Source organism: Lactobacillus hominis DSM 23910 = CRBIP 24.179 (assembly GCF_000296835.1).
Taxonomy (GTDB): Bacteria; Bacillota; Bacilli; order Lactobacillales; family Lactobacillaceae; genus Lactobacillus; species Lactobacillus hominis.
In genome coordinates this window covers 13,965-28,560 of record NZ_CAKE01000003.1, presented here as the reverse complement: position 1 = coordinate 28,560, position 14,596 = coordinate 13,965, and the positions used below count along the sequence as shown (strand labels likewise).

Below are 14,596 nucleotides of genomic sequence, written 5' to 3'. Positions count from 1 at the left end.
TAACTTTTTATTGCCCTGAAGCTTTCAACTTTGGTGCCACTAGCCGCAAGAGCAGTTCGTGGTAATTATCATCGGCCTCAGCAGAACTTTCATCTTTAAACATATCGATTTGATCAAGATAAACATATCCGAGCACGCCTGCCAGCAGACTATGCAAGGAAACAACATTTTTACGGTCAATGTCTAATTTCTTACCTAAATCTACAATTTGTAAAATTTCTTTTTCAATTACAGGACTAGAAGTTAGATCTTCTAAACTGTACAAAATACTAGTCATTGCTCGATCATGCAATAAGAAATCTCGAATCTCATCGGCAAAAGTAAAAATAGCTTTTTCGCCCGAAACACCAATTACTTTAGTTAATAAATGCTTGCGCAATTCTTTAATGCGATCAGCACAAACAAAACCAAGCAGTTCCTTGCGATTAGCAACATAATGATAAAGAGATTGGGATCTGATACCTAACTTTTTTGCTAAATTTGGCATAGTTAGGGCATTAATTCCATCATCATTAATTATTCGCGTTGCCATCTTTACAATTTTAGACTTATCTAAAGTTCGCTTAGTAGCCAAGATATTCACCTCGTTTTCGTATACTCAGATATAATATCACTACACATTGTAGATTACAATCTACAATGTGTAGATTTTTTTCTACTTTTTGTAGTTTGCTATATTTTAAAGCAAAAAAATAGAGATGATTTTATTAATCATCTCTACTAAAAACTATTAATTTTTCAAAAACCAATCATTGATTGTTTGTCCCATCTTAGCAAAATCAAAACCGGTTCCGTGGCTGACGCAAGTCATTACATAAGTCTTACCTGCACTTTGAACTAAAGCAGCACTTGAATATTTATCACTAATTTTATAAACCGTACCTGTCAGCTGAGATGCAAGTCCTTTATCAGGATAATTAAGCATATTGCCTAAAACTTTATTATCGCTTGCGCTATTAATTACTTTACCTTGATACAGTTTTTTCAAAATCAATGACAAGTCTTGTGCTGTGGTTGTTCCAACAACTTCATTATGAAAGTCATTCAGTAACTTAGTATTTTTAGCCCCACTGGTCTTAATTATTTGATTTACCTGGTTTTTGCCAATCTTATTAAGCAAGATATTGGCTGCATTATTATCATTTTTATTCATCATTAATTGACACAGATAAGTATATGAATAACCCATATTAGGAGCTAATAAGGCATCGCTACCTTTAATGTCGCTGGCTTTAACTGTATAAGTTTGGCTGCCATTTAAATGACGCTGAGCAACTTGTTTTTCATAAGCAATTAATAAAAACAGCTTCATTGTATTATTAACGTTAATTGGCCGCGAACTATTTTGGACATTAGCAAATACATCATCTGATCGTAAGTCTACTGCGCTAACTTGAATGGCATGAACTGGATTATTTAGCTGGTTAGTAATTACCTTGGCTAAAGCAGGCTTGCTTTTTTTAGCAGTCGTTAAACTCAAATTATTTTCATCATTTGAAGATTCTGGCTTGCTTTCTTTATTAGAAAAAGTTTTTTGCGAAGAATAAGGCGCTTGTCCATTACCATAGACTTTTAAAGTTTTATTAGCCATGTGGTTAGTACTAGTAATATAGAAAGCTAAACTACAAAATGAAGCTAAAGCTGCTCCTAAGAAAACATTGTTTTTCATAAAATTCTCCTTGATTTACTTTCTATATTTTAGCATTATCCGTCTTGACAAAGATAGATTAATAATCCTCTAGACCTACTTTTACTATTTGTAATATAATGTATCCGTTATCAAAATTATTTATATGATAGAATATATAGATATTTTAAAAAGTAAGGACTAGATAATATGTTAAAGTACATGATTGGAATTGACGCAGGCGGTACTCACTCTACTGCTATTGCTTACGATTTAGACGGTAAAGAAATCGATCGTGCCGAAGGTGGTCCAGGTCAAATTAATACTGACTATGATCTTGGAATTAAAAATATCGCTAACACTGTTAACGAATTACGTAACAAAATTGACGGCGATTGCATGAAGGTTTTAGCAGGAATTGCTGGACTTTCTGTAGTTGGTAATGCTCCAGAAGTTGCCGCTACAATTTCTTCAATGGTCGGAAATATCCCTACTCGTGCTATCACCGATTCACTTCTTGCCTTATACAATGGTTTAGAAGGTGCAGATGGTGCTTTGGTAATTGCCGGAACTGGTTCAGTAGTTAATGGTCGTCAAGATGGCTCATTGATTTCTGTTGGTGGTTATGGTTCATTTTTAGGCGACGAAGGCAGTGGTTATGCTATTACTAAAGCTGCCCTTCAAGCTGCATTATTAAAATGGGACAAGCGTGAAAAGAGTTCCTTAGTTGATCTATTTGTTAAAATTTGGAACTTAGATACCATGAACGATGCTGCTGCCAAGTTTTATGAATTAACTAACCCTGAAGTTGCTTCTTATGCTGTTGAAGTTGCTAAACTAGCTGATGGCGGCGATGAAGAAGCACGCAAGATTATTCAACAACAAGCTCATTTATTAGCTCGCGACATCATCATTTGTTTAGATCGCTATCAAGATCCTAAGCCAATGCGCATTGCTTTGACTGGATCAGTACTTTCTAATAATGCAATGATTCGTTCATTTATGGAAGATGAAGTCAAAGAAAAATATCCAGATGCAGTATTCAGCGTTTCAAATGGTGAAAATGCACGTGGCGTAATCTTTGACAAGAGTAAGGACTACCGCTACTTCACTAACCATAACGAAGGTGAATAATTTTTAAAGCAAAAAATAAGCTCTATCAGAACTATTACTGATAGAGCTTTTTTGCTATAGTTTTTTAGCCATCATAATGTGGTCAATTCCGCCTTCATCAAATACTTCACCGCAAGGCTCATAACCCAGCTTTTCGTAAAAAGGCTTAACTGCTAATTGCGCATGACAATATAGTTCAGAAGCACCTTGATTTTTTAAATATTGCTGAACGCATTCCAGCATCTTAGATCCTAGATGTAAATTACGCGAACTTTTATTGACTGCAACGCGACCTAAAAGCCACTTGCCATCTTGTTTAAAAATGCGACAAGTTGCTAAAGCACAGGTTTTATCGGAATTTAATTGATAAACTTGAACTGCATCTAAATCTTGATCGTCTAATTCGGGCAGAGTGATTTTTTGTTCAGTAACGAAGGTTTTGCATCTTAATCTTTCAACACAAAATACTTCACGCCCACTCATTTCATCAATTTTTTTAAAACAAAAATCTGACATTAAATTTTCTCCAAATTATAGTTTTTTAACTAAAATATAGTCAGTTTGCGGATCGTCGCCCACGACAAAAGAATGCTGACTAACTCTTTCGAAACCATCTTTTTTGTAAAACTTTTGCGCGTTAAAGTTCTTTTCCCAGACGCCTAGCCACATATTAGTTTTATTTTTTTGACGAGCAATTTTTTCAGCCAACTTAATTAAAACTAGACCTAAGCCTTGATGCTGGAAATCATTTTTCAAATAAATACGCTCAACCTCTAAAGCATTATCAGCTACTTTTTCAGTTTGAGCTGACTTTTCATTTACCTTCAAATATCCGGCTACTTCATTTTCAACTAATAAAAAGAAAAATTCACTGTCAGGATTTTCAATTTCTGACTGTAACTTTTTAGTATCATAGGCATCATCTAAAAATTCTGCCAAATCTTCTTCAGTATTATAAGCTCCAAAAGTTTCTGTAAAAGTTTGACGAGAAATTTTTTGTAATTGCGCTATATCTTCAAGCGTTACCTCTTTAATTTCATATTGTTTTGTCATCAATATTCCCTCTTTCCACCATTTTTAACAAGCTGCCACTCAGTCTTAGCGTTTTTTTCTACAGTAGCCAAAATTTCTTTTAACTGCTGAATTTGACTTTTATTTAAGCCGCTTAATACTTTCTGATTAGAATAAGCATTTTCTGCTTCAATTTTTTTAGCAAGTTGTTCTCCCAATTGCGTTGTATAAAGATGGCGAATTTTTTTATTTTCGTCATCTTTTTGCTTAGTGATTAAATTTTGCTTTTCTAACTTGCTAATACTTCTAAACGCACTAGTGCGATCGACATTCAATATTTGCGCCAGATGGTCAGAAATAATACCAGGATTTTGTTTAATTCGCACTAGGTACAAGTATTGCCCCCGACTTAAATCCATCTCTTTAAACTCAATATTGGCAATTGAATCTAAAGCTCGTGAAATACTGCCGATTTGATGTAAAATGTCTTCTTTCATTTTTATTTCCTATATCTCAAAACATTTATTTATATTTTATCAAATTATGTTGCATTTGCAACAATAATAAACAACAATTTAAAATTTTTCTTTAAACTATGAGATAATAAAATAAATTTTACTAATAGTAACGGAGGATTTATATGCAAAAAATATTTAGACGCTTTTTCACTACTTTAGGCATCATTTTTGTAGTGTTAGCTATCTTAATTTTAGTAGATGCACTCCACATTCTGACAGGACCTTGGGCAAACCATTTAGGATTAACTTTTCTATTTTTAGTCGGTCTTATCTTCTGTATTCGCTGGAGGTTAGTTTTTAGTTCAGTTCTATTTTTATCATTCATTCTTATGCTTCATAAAGCTGGTATTGGCATGGCAACTGTTTCAAACTGGACAATTTTAGGAATCGCAATCTTAGCCGGCCTAGGATTAGCTTTGATTTATCATCCTCATATTAATTATGTTAAAAAGCTCATCAAAGGCGACGAACCGACGCCATTTGCGACTTTTGAAGATCAAGATGATGATGTGATTACCATTCACTCACGCTTTAGTGATACTACTAGAAATATTTCGGGTGAATTTACTAGGATTAATCTTGATACGCACTTTAGTGATGTAGACTTGCACTTAGATGATGCTATCTTAGCTACGCCAACTGCTACAATTCAATTCGACTGTAAATCTAGTTCCCTCCAGCTTTATATTCCGTTAGAATGGAATATTGAAGATCAGCTGCAAAAAGTCGGCAGTACCATTGATTATAATGGTTCTGAAAATGGAACCGGAACTAAGACAGTGTATTTCACAGGAAAAATTGCCGCAAGCAGCTTAGAAATTACTAGAGTATAAAAAAAGGGAGAAAAATGGTTATTATTAGAAATATTGGTATTGTTTTAACATTTATTGTTGGAATTGAACATATCGCGATTTGTTTGCTAGAAGTTTTCGGCAAGCCTGAAACTAAAGCTAAAGCTTTTGATATGAGCATTGAATTCGTTCAAAGCGATGAAGCAAAAACTGCATTAGCTAACCAAGGAATATATAACGGAATGCTTGGCTTGCTTTTAATTCTCTGCTTTTTCGTTTTCAAAGGTTTGGTTTTAGTTCAAGTATGGCAACTAATTTTAGGATTAATTGTTGTAGTAGCTATTTTCGGTGGTTTTACTGCCACTAAGAAGATCTTTTTAGTGCAAATGCTACCAGCTTTACTTGCTTTGATTTGTTTATCTTTATAAGTAATTATTTTAACTTTATACAGAAAAAAGACGGCGACGCCGTCTTTTTTGATGCTAAATTTTTAATTTTATTGGTTCCAAGCACTTTGGAATTTGGTCTTACCAGCATCAATTGCTGAATTCCAATTTTGTCCCTTCTTAGCTTTAGCAAAAATGCTTTGCATAATTGGATTCAATTGAGTGTAGGCTGCGTTGCTGTTCTTAACAACTGGAACGCTGTATAAGTGCTTCATAGCCTTATTCAATTGAGCAGGAACCTTGGTCTTAGTTGAGTTCTTGTATTGACTTGAGTTAATTACAGCATTAGTTACAGGGATGTAACCAGTCTTGTTAGCCCAAGTTAATTGTTGATCTTTGCCTAATAAGTATTTAATAAACATGAAAGCCGCTGCTTTTTGATCTGCAGTGCCTTTGTTAAACATGTAGATGTCAGTACCTTGTTGCATGTTGTACTTAGATGGACGTGGAGCTACTCCGTATTGGAACTTGTTGCCAACACCCATCTTAACAAAGCCTTCACCAGCACTAGTACCTACAAACATAGCAATCTTTTGGTTAGAAAAGTCCCCGGATAAGTATCCTGCTGAACCAGCAGTTTCAAAGTAGCCCTTCTTAATACCATCAGCGTAGTAATTAATTACAGATTTGGAATCAGAACCAGTAAAGTTAATGTTCTTAGAGAAGTTCACTCCGCGATCCTTCATACCTAAAACGTAGTAGTTTGAAAGTGAATCAAATCCGGCACCAACTACTTTACCATTACTCTTTTTGTAAATAGTTTGAGCTGCAGATTTCAATTCTTTCATGTTAGTAGGTACTTTTACACCATATTTATCTAATAAGTCTTTGTTATAAGTTAACATTTCAACAGACTTATTAAATGGAATACCATACTGGGTACCTTTGATTTGTGCACCCTTTAATAATTCTTCACGAATATCGCTCTTCTTAGCGCTGCCCCAACCAATCTTGGAATTATTAATATAAGGCGTCATATCAACTAAACGCTTGGCGTTAGCTGCATCTAATAGCCAACCTGGGTAAGCTTGAGTAATTGTAGGTAAGTTATTAGGTGATTGCAAAGTAGAATTAATCTTGGCTTGCAAATCAGGATACTTGCCTTGGTTTTCAAGCTTAATCTTAATGTTAGGATTTTTCTTTTCAAAATCGCTAGTTAAGCTCTTCAAAGTCTTTTCTTGCGCACCTGTCATAGCATGCCAGAAAACAACTGTCGTCTTCTTAGAAATCTTGGTTGGAATCTTAGCATTACTATCGCTATTAGATCCACCGTTATTAGAACATGCTGCTGTTCCTAACATTGCTAAAGCAGCTACTGCAATGGCAGTCAACTTCTTACTGAACTTCATATGGTCCTCCCATAAAAAAACAAAAACACAACTAATAAAAATATTTAATTTTAACTAAGTGTGACTGTTTCGCCACGTTTAGGTAAAATCCGTTCACCAAATGGGTTTTCTTCTAATTCGGGATGCAATGTGTGCACCGGAGCCAAAATCTTTGGCTCAAACCCTGCGATAATTTCCTTTAATTCGGCAATATCGGCATGTCCACTGCAGCGAAGCGTAACTAATTCAATGCCACGCTTTTCAATATTTTCAATAAACGGCTTATAAGCCGGATCGAAATCGCCGAGTGGTTCGGCATTACTATGGATATATAGACCGCCTTCTTGGAGCTGGTCGTAATGTCCAACTACTTGCCAGAAATATTGATGATCGTCTGCTAATAAATCAGCATAACTAATTTCTAAGTTGGGATCGAGCGCATCAATTTTTTCATCTTCTGGTAAATAGTAATAAGGTACGTCTTGTTTAAGTGCTTTTTTAAGCAATTCAGCCCTTTTAGCATGCAAGACGACTTTTCTAGGAGAATCAGAAATAATTCGTAAAATTCGTTCAACATTTGTTGGATAAGTATTAAACGTCAATTGACGTTTAGGATTATCTTTCTGATATTGAACAATTGTCTTGGTTAATTCTTTTTCGTTCTTTTGACCAGTGAATTCTTCGCTATTTTCTTCATTGACTCTTTCTGGCCAAGATACTCCTGTTCCCTCGATAATTAACATATCACATCGATGGCCTGCTTTCATAAAGTTATGCACCCAATCTGGATGATAGCCATGTAAGCGAATATCGCCGGTATGCACAATCGTTTTATCAGGAGTTTTTACAATTAAACCAGTGGCACCATATGCATCGTGATCGCTTGGCACAATGGTTAAAGTAATATCGCCAACTTGAATTGGCTTATTTAACTCAGCGCTAATAATTGGACGCGTGTAATTTTTCGGCTTATTAGCTGCTGGAAGTAAAAAGTTACCATCTTGATTTAAAACAGGCAATAAGTGAGCTGTAATTGGTCCAGCGTAAAGTGGAATTTCTGGAGCAAGCAAATTTAAAGCTTTACTATGGTCTAAATGAAGGTGAGAAATGTAAGCAGCACTGTGCTCCCAGCGCTTGGTATCAATTGGCTTGCCAGTTATTTGCGGATCATAAAAATTAGGAACATCCCCAATAAGTTGGTACTTAAGCAAGGTTTCAAAATCTTCATCTTCCATGCTCAAACCAAGTTCTGGTCGATACACCTCGCCTAAATCAAAGAGTACATGCGATTTGCCATATGCCACTTCAATCATCGGACCGCCAATGGTTGTTAAACCATTATAAAAAGTTACTGTAGTTTTAGGCTTTGAGTTCATTACGTACAACCCCACGAATAATCTGTTTTCTAAAGATAAAGTAAATGATCAAAACAGGAACAACGGTCAAAGTTGCAGCTGCTAATTGCAATTGAGTTTGCGCACCGGCATCAGTCGCAAAGGCTGCTAATCCGTTGTTTAACAATCTCATATTATCTTCGTTAGTAACAAGTAATGGCCACAAAAATGCATTCCAACCTGAAATAAAACTCAAAAGTGCTACGGTAATTAATCCACCTTTTGACATAGGCACTAAAATGCGCCAGATATATTCCCAATCACTTGCACCATCAATCATTGCTGCCTTATAAATAGTTGGCGAAATCGCCGTAAAGTAGCTTTGCAGATAGTACATGTAGAAAATAGAAACTAAGAATGGCAATACTAAACCAAGGTAGGTGTTAAGCAAGTTCATACTCATAATGGTCGTATAGTTGGTAAAGATAATCGCTTCACCAGGTACCATTAACAAAGAAAGAAAGATTAATTGCACAAAGCCTTTCCCCTTAAATTTCAAGTTAACCATCGCAAAGGCACCTAAAATTGAGGTAAACAGACTAACTATTGTGGTAGTTGCAGCCGTAATAAAAGTATTTAAGAAATATCTTGCAAATGGCGCTTGCGCGAATACTTTAGCATAGTTATCAAAGTGCCAGTTAGCCGGGAAGATTGTTGGTGGGATGGTAGTAGTTTCTTCATAAGTCATCAAACCACCTAAAATCATGTAGACAAAAGGAAAAACAGTGATAATCGCAAAAATTGCAATGAAGAGGTAAATAAAGATCATACCCCATCTAAATTTAGATTTTTTATGTTCCATCTTAACTATTCACTTTCTTCATTAATTTTCTTTGTAAGTACGTTACCAGCAAAATAAACAAGAACAAGACAACAGTTGCAGCCATAGCTACTCCAGGAGTACCGACAACTTGGAATTTGTTATAAATGTAGAATACGGCTGTCATTGCCGAGTTAGCTTGCCCAGCTACTCCGTTAAACAATGCGTAGACTTGAGTATAGATCTTGAAAGCTCCAATTAAGTTAACAGTTAATAAAAATGCCAGTGTTGGAACTAATTGCGGCATCGTAATTCGCCAGAATTTTTCTTTACCGCTAGCACCATACATATCTGCTAAGACATAGTAATTAGGATCAATATTTCTCAAAGCACCCATTAAGATAACAATGTTGAATGCTAAAGATGCCCAAACACCAAAGATAATTAGTGAAATCAAACTCATGCTTGGATCATCTAGCCAATCAGGTGCTGGTAAATGCATAGCACGCAAGCAAAAGTCTAACATCCCATATTTACCGTTTAAGATATAACGAAAGACGATTCCGATAGCAATCGTACTAGTTACATATGGCATAAAGAACATTGTTTCAAAAAATGCTTGATGCTTTATTTTAGAAAATACCCACCATGCAAGCGCAATTGAAATGATTAAGCCAATTGGAACTGCTAAAAATGCATAAATAGCAGTATTTAAGATCGCATGCCAGAAATCGGGGTCTTTAAAAATATAGATGTAGTTTGCAAAGCCATTAAATTGCATATTAATTAATGGACCGCCTTGAAAACTCATCATAAAGGCACGAATAATTGGCCAAATACTAAATACAGTCACACAAATTAAGGCGGGAGCTAAAAATAGCCAGGCCTTTTTTTGATTTTGTTTCATTAGTAAACGCGCTCCCCATTTTCGTCAAAGATAAAGGCACGTTTCAAGTTCATCTTGAATTTTACCTTACCGCCAGCATTAACATTTTGTTCCAAATTAACTAATGAACGCTCAGCCATTTCATTGAAGGTAAACTTCAGGACTCTTTCGCGTCCAATTAATTCCACGTCGTTAATTATTGCTTCGATTTGACCGTCTTGAGCGGGAGTAATGTTTTCAGGACGAATACTTAAAGTGTATTCGCCATCAGTTAATTCTTTCTTAAAGCGCGCAGAATCAAAGTCAGCCTTATCTAAACTAAGACCTGGCGCAGTAATTTTGTCGTCTTTGACTTGCACTTTGAAATTATCGATTACAGGATTACCGATAAAGTTGGCAACAAATTGATTTTTAGGTTCAAGGTACAAGTTTTGACCTTCATCATCTTGCTGAATAATGCCTTGGTGGAAAAGAATAATCTTATCACCAATTGATAAGGCTTCTTCTTGATCGTGAGTAACAAATAAAGTAGTAATTCCTACTTCCTTAACTAATGCTCTAATTTCTTCTCTAATCTTTAAGCGAAGACGAGCGTCCAAGTTACTTAATGGTTCATCCATTAATAAGATTTGGGGTTCTTGCACTAATGCTCTAGCAATAGAAACACGCTGCTGCTGTCCACCAGATAAGTTACCTGGCTTTTCATTTGCTAGTTCTTCAATATGAGTTAACTTCATAAAGCGACGAGCAATTTTTTCAGCTTCGGCTTTTGGCTTTTTATCTTTACCAACCGTCATTGGAAACATTACATTTTGCAAAACTGTCATATGTGGATAAAGGGCATAGTTCTGGAAAACATAACCAATATTTCTATCTTTCGGTTCAACATTAAGCATTGATTTTCCATCAACGATAATATCGCCACCTGTAGGATTAAGTAGCCCCGCAATCATGTTCAAAGTCGTAGTTTTACCGCAACCACTTGGTCCTAACAGACAAACTAAGTCTCCTTTTTTAACGGAAAAACTCACAGACTTGATAGCTTGATAACCATTATCATAGGTTTTTTCTAAATTCTTAATTTCAATAAAATTTTCAGTACTCATTAATCTCTCACTACTACATATAGATCTATTTTTAAATTCTCAACACAAATTGTATGATAAATCTAGGTAAAGCACAATTGTTTTTTATTAAAAAAATTCGGAGTTCATGAATTTTAATACATATATATATTAAAAATAAGTGCTTTATTTCATCTGATAGCAACCTTTTATTATCATTTTACTAAAATGGTTCGTTTTCTACTGAAATATAGTTCTCTATTAACAGGAATGTCAACTTTTCAGCAATTTTGCAAAGTAGATAAAGCCGAACAATAAAAAAATCCTACTAATTACGTAAAAAATTTATAATTAGTAAGATTTCTATTTTTTAAAGATTATCTCCGCGTTCATATTGGAACTTAGAATTGTTCAATGCTTGTCTAGTTAAATCACTCATTAATTTCTTAGTTTCGTTAGTAATATGATTTGCGGTTTCATCATTAGCTTTAGTTAAAAAGTCAACTAATTCATTACCATTTAATTCTTTAGCCTTTTCATCAGTCTCGCTAACGCGACCAACACCATATGCTTGGCATTCATCTCTAAAATTATTGATTTGATAAGCGTATTCGTGATAGCGTGGCTCAACTAATACTTGCAAACTCTTATATAGCCAGTAAGCACTGGCATCTGGCGTAACCATATGACTTGCGACTTTATAATTGGCTGGCGTGTCATTAATATTAATAAAAAATGGAACATATGGACTATATGCATAAAATCCAAAGTTAATCCACTGAATAGCTGCAAACTCCTTTGGTACATCGTTTCTAATTTGCAAAATACAGCTCGACTGGTTACGATCTAAAGCAATTGACCTAAACATTTTTTGCTTTTTTTCATCGCCTGAAGCAAATGAACCCATTGGATCATATTCGGTTCCATTGTAGTGGCTTGATAAGAAATATTCGACATCTTCAACGCTGATTTTCTTTTCTGGCTTTCTAATAAATGGCATTTCTTGACTCAATGGATCTTGTTCAATACTTGGATTGAACAACTTTTGACCATACCAAGTTCTTGGAGTGTTATAGTAACTATCTTCTTCAGCTTTAGTGCCAAAAATATCTCTAAAACTCCACTTGCCATCTGTACTTGGGTTCAAATGATTCTTTTCTACGAAATCGCGAATTGTGGAAGCATACATGAAGTTTTCGTGATCATCAAAATCAATATCTTGAATCACCATAATATTTGGACAAATAGCATACGAATCTTCTGGAATTCTTTGTGCTACCCATTGATGACCGGCACCTGTTTCAAAGTACCATACTTCGTCATGATCGCTAAATGCGATTCCGTTGCTTTCGCCAGTGCCATATTTTTCAATTAACTTACCTAAACGTTCTACCCCTTCACGCGCAGTTTTAACAAATGGCAATACTAAATAAAGCATTGAATCTTCATCTACACCATCTGCTACTAATGGATCATGGCCTAAACAACGAGCATTTGTAACTTCAGTTTCAGTAGAAGACATCGCAACATTATATTCGTTAATTCCTTGTTCATCCCAGCGACCTTCTGATTCATCAGCAGTTGGCGTAGCCGTCCACTTGCAACCGTGTCCTTTCAAATGAAGCTTTAAGCCATTGTATTTTGAAATATAGTCTTCATCATAATCTTTTGCTTGATGAACGACAAAAAGCTTTTCATTAATGCCGCCATAACCATCTTCATCACGCGCAATTATAGTTGAACCATCAATCGTAGCTTTTTTACCGACGATCATAGCCGTACAGTTATCTTTTGGTTTGATATTCATTTATATTCTCCCATGCATTTATTCATTAACTTGCATATTTCTATCAATCTTTGCACGCCCAGTAGTGTAATCAAATGTAAAATCAGGCTGAACGTTAAATATATATACATTAAAGTCCAAATTACCGTTTACTGCAACAGCTTGCAAGTTAATTCCTCGCGCCATTAATTCATTGTCCCGAAAAATTGGCGTTGCTTGATAAATCACCTTGTTACCAGATTTTAAAGCATTGCGAACCTTACTTTCAAAAATCGTCTGTATCTTTTGGTTGGTAAAGGCTGTTTGCGTAAATAAATTCTTAGGGTTATTTTGATCGCCTGATTGATTAGCAGGATTATATTGACCATTTTGATCAATGCCAGCTGAAACTGAATAAGCAATTAAATGCCCACGATTATAAATCTGCACGCCATTGCGGCTATTATAATGCCAAGCAGTGGGATTGACGAACTGTCTAACTCTTAAGCTATCGTTAGCAACATTTTTTGGTTCTAAAAAGGCTGTATTAGATTTAGAAGTTCGATTCAAACTATCTAAATTAGAATAGATAACCTTATTAGTCTTCCAAGCATTTTTAATTAAAGTTGAACGATTATTATTCACATAAACAAAGGCTTTAGCTCCACTTTGAAAATTTAAATTAGCAAGCTTTTGGTAATCTTGGCTAGATAAGCCACCATATGGCGTTTGAGCTTGATTCGCTTTAGAAATTACGCCTGATTGCACTTCATTATTGTTCGGCGATTGTGCTTTTTGAATGTCGTTACCATAGCGATTCCAAATTCCATAAACTAAGGCAATTAAAACAATAATTGATGAAAATAAAGTTGGTTTACTAGAACGTTTTTTAGAATATTTCTTCTTAGATTTTTTAGCCATTCTTATCTCCTTTTTGCATGCATCAAGTATAGCTTATTCAAACATACGTTTGCAATAAAACTTTTCACTTCTTTTATATAATTAAAAGCTTAAAATAAGGATAACTAGTATTTACTTATAAGAAGGTCTAAAAATGGAATATTTTAATTTAAATGATGGCTACCGCATCCCCAAAATTGGTTTTGGAACTTACAAATTAAACGGTTCAGACGGAGTATTTACAATTCAAAATGCCCTAAAAAACGGCTACCGCCTATTAGACAGTGCTGTAAATTATGAAAATGAAGGCTGCGTCGGACGCGCTATTAAAAACAGCTCTATTGCGCGAGAGGATATTTTTGTTTCTTCGAAACTTCCAGGACGTGATCATGAATATCAAAAAGCCGTCAACCAAATAAAAGAATCACTTTATTGCTTGGGTTTAGACTATCTTGATCTTTATCTAATTCACTGGCCTAACCCTCAAGAAGATAAATATGTTCAAGCTTGGCAAGCCTTAGTTGATGCTCAAAAATGGGGCTTAATTAAATCGATCGGCGTGTCGAACTTTGAAGTGCAACATATTGAAAAGATTTATCAAGCCACAAATGTTATGCCAGCTGTCAATCAAATTGAGCTTCATCCGTACTGTTCAAACAAACAAATACGTGAATTTGACGAAAAAAACAATATTATTACAGAGGCCTGGAGTCCACTTCAGCGAGGTGGAGAAATTTTCAAAGAACCTATTATCATTAATCTAGCTAAAAAATATAAAAAATCGCCTGCTCAAATCATTTTGCGCTGGGAAACTCAACTTCATGTAATTCCAATCCCTAAAGCATCTTCTAGCGCTCATCAATTAGCCAATTTAGACATTTTTGACTTTAACCTCAATCAAAAAGAAGTCGACCAAATTACGAATTTTGACAAGCCTAATGCTAGAAAATTCGATCCTAATAAGCACGAAGAATTTTAAAATCAAAATATCTG

16 protein-coding genes are annotated in these 14,596 nt (G+C 35.0%); 4 read left to right on the top strand and 12 right to left on the bottom strand.

The features are described 5' to 3' along the window. Positions 1-7: 7 nt before the first annotated feature. Both BN55_RS03000 and BN55_RS02995 read right to left on the bottom strand, forming a co-directional pair. Positions 8-574: a TetR/AcrR family transcriptional regulator gene (locus tag BN55_RS03000; RefSeq protein ID WP_008470260.1), complete on the bottom strand. Its 567-nt coding sequence runs from the start codon at positions 572-574 to the stop codon at positions 8-10. Positions 575-730: 156 nt separating this feature from the next. Next, entirely contained in the window at positions 731-1,669 is a 939-nt protein-coding gene (locus BN55_RS02995; RefSeq protein ID WP_008470259.1) for a serine hydrolase, read from the bottom strand. Positions 1,670-1,837: 168 nt separating this feature from the next. On the opposite strand from BN55_RS02995, the gene BN55_RS02990 reads away from it, so the two are divergent. After that, a complete protein-coding gene (locus BN55_RS02990) occupies positions 1,838-2,761 on the top strand; it encodes an N-acetylglucosamine kinase (RefSeq protein WP_008470257.1) in 924 nt (307 codons plus the stop codon). 54 nt (positions 2,762-2,815) lie between these two features. Here the strand turns inward: BN55_RS02990 and BN55_RS02985 are convergent, their stop codons facing one another. From BN55_RS02985 to BN55_RS02975, 3 genes are read right to left on the bottom strand one after another with little or no spacing between them, the layout of a single operon-like run. Next, positions 2,816-3,256 carry a GNAT family N-acetyltransferase gene (locus tag BN55_RS02985; protein WP_008470256.1) on the bottom strand — a complete coding sequence of 147 codons (441 nt, stop codon included), beginning with the start codon at positions 3,254-3,256 and terminating at the stop codon, positions 2,816-2,818. A gap of 15 nt (positions 3,257-3,271) precedes the next feature. Further along, entirely contained in the window at positions 3,272-3,793 is a 522-nt protein-coding gene (locus tag BN55_RS02980) for a GNAT family N-acetyltransferase (protein ID WP_040469185.1), read from the bottom strand. Next, on the bottom strand, positions 3,793-4,248 hold the full coding sequence (locus tag BN55_RS02975; RefSeq protein ID WP_008470254.1) for a MarR family winged helix-turn-helix transcriptional regulator: 456 nt from the start codon (positions 4,246-4,248) through the stop codon (positions 3,793-3,795). Before BN55_RS02975 ends, BN55_RS02980 begins: the two co-directional genes overlap by 1 nt. A 143-nt stretch (positions 4,249-4,391) precedes the next feature. Here BN55_RS02975 and BN55_RS02970 point away from each other — a divergent pair, with 143 nt between their 5' ends. After that, positions 4,392-5,102 (top strand): hypothetical protein, encoded by a 711-nt coding sequence (locus BN55_RS02970; protein ID WP_008470253.1) that lies wholly within the window; start codon positions 4,392-4,394, stop codon positions 5,100-5,102. Positions 5,103-5,116: 14 nt separating this feature from the next. Beyond that, positions 5,117-5,488 (top strand): DUF1304 domain-containing protein, encoded by a 372-nt coding sequence (locus BN55_RS02965; protein WP_008470252.1) that lies wholly within the window; start codon positions 5,117-5,119, stop codon positions 5,486-5,488. Between the two features lie 68 nt (positions 5,489-5,556). Here the strand turns inward: BN55_RS02965 and BN55_RS02960 are convergent, their stop codons facing one another. The 7 genes from BN55_RS02960 to BN55_RS02930 all read right to left on the bottom strand — a co-directional run bounded on the left by BN55_RS02960 (position 5,557) and on the right by BN55_RS02930 (position 13,624). After that, entirely contained in the window at positions 5,557-6,855 is a 1,299-nt protein-coding gene (locus tag BN55_RS02960; protein ID WP_008470250.1) for an extracellular solute-binding protein, read from the bottom strand. A 50-nt stretch (positions 6,856-6,905) separates the two neighbouring features. Further along, positions 6,906-8,210 carry an MBL fold metallo-hydrolase gene (locus BN55_RS02955; protein ID WP_008470249.1) on the bottom strand — a complete coding sequence of 435 codons (1,305 nt, stop codon included), beginning with the start codon at positions 8,208-8,210 and terminating at the stop codon, positions 6,906-6,908. Then, positions 8,194-9,030 (bottom strand): carbohydrate ABC transporter permease, encoded by an 837-nt coding sequence (locus BN55_RS02950; RefSeq protein WP_008470247.1) that lies wholly within the window; start codon positions 9,028-9,030, stop codon positions 8,194-8,196. Before BN55_RS02950 ends, BN55_RS02955 begins: the two co-directional genes overlap by 17 nt. A 1-nt stretch (position 9,031) precedes the next feature. Continuing rightward, positions 9,032-9,895: a carbohydrate ABC transporter permease gene (locus BN55_RS02945; protein ID WP_008470246.1), complete on the bottom strand. Its 864-nt coding sequence runs from the start codon at positions 9,893-9,895 to the stop codon at positions 9,032-9,034. Further along, positions 9,895-10,980 carry an ABC transporter ATP-binding protein gene (locus BN55_RS02940; protein ID WP_008470245.1) on the bottom strand — a complete coding sequence of 362 codons (1,086 nt, stop codon included), beginning with the start codon at positions 10,978-10,980 and terminating at the stop codon, positions 9,895-9,897. The genes BN55_RS02945 and BN55_RS02940 overlap by 1 nt, the downstream gene beginning before the upstream one ends. 328 nt (positions 10,981-11,308) lie before the next feature. After that, positions 11,309-12,745, bottom strand: a complete 1,437-nt coding sequence (locus BN55_RS02935; protein ID WP_008470244.1) for a C69 family dipeptidase — start codon at positions 12,743-12,745, stop codon at positions 11,309-11,311. A gap of 18 nt (positions 12,746-12,763) precedes the next feature. Next, positions 12,764-13,624: a DNA/RNA non-specific endonuclease gene (locus tag BN55_RS02930; protein WP_008470243.1), complete on the bottom strand. Its 861-nt coding sequence runs from the start codon at positions 13,622-13,624 to the stop codon at positions 12,764-12,766. 133 nt (positions 13,625-13,757) lie between these two features. Between BN55_RS02930 and BN55_RS02925 the strand changes: the two genes are divergently transcribed. After that, a complete protein-coding gene (locus BN55_RS02925) occupies positions 13,758-14,582 on the top strand; it encodes an aldo/keto reductase (protein ID WP_008470242.1) in 825 nt (274 codons plus the stop codon). Positions 14,583-14,596 lie beyond the last annotated feature (14 nt).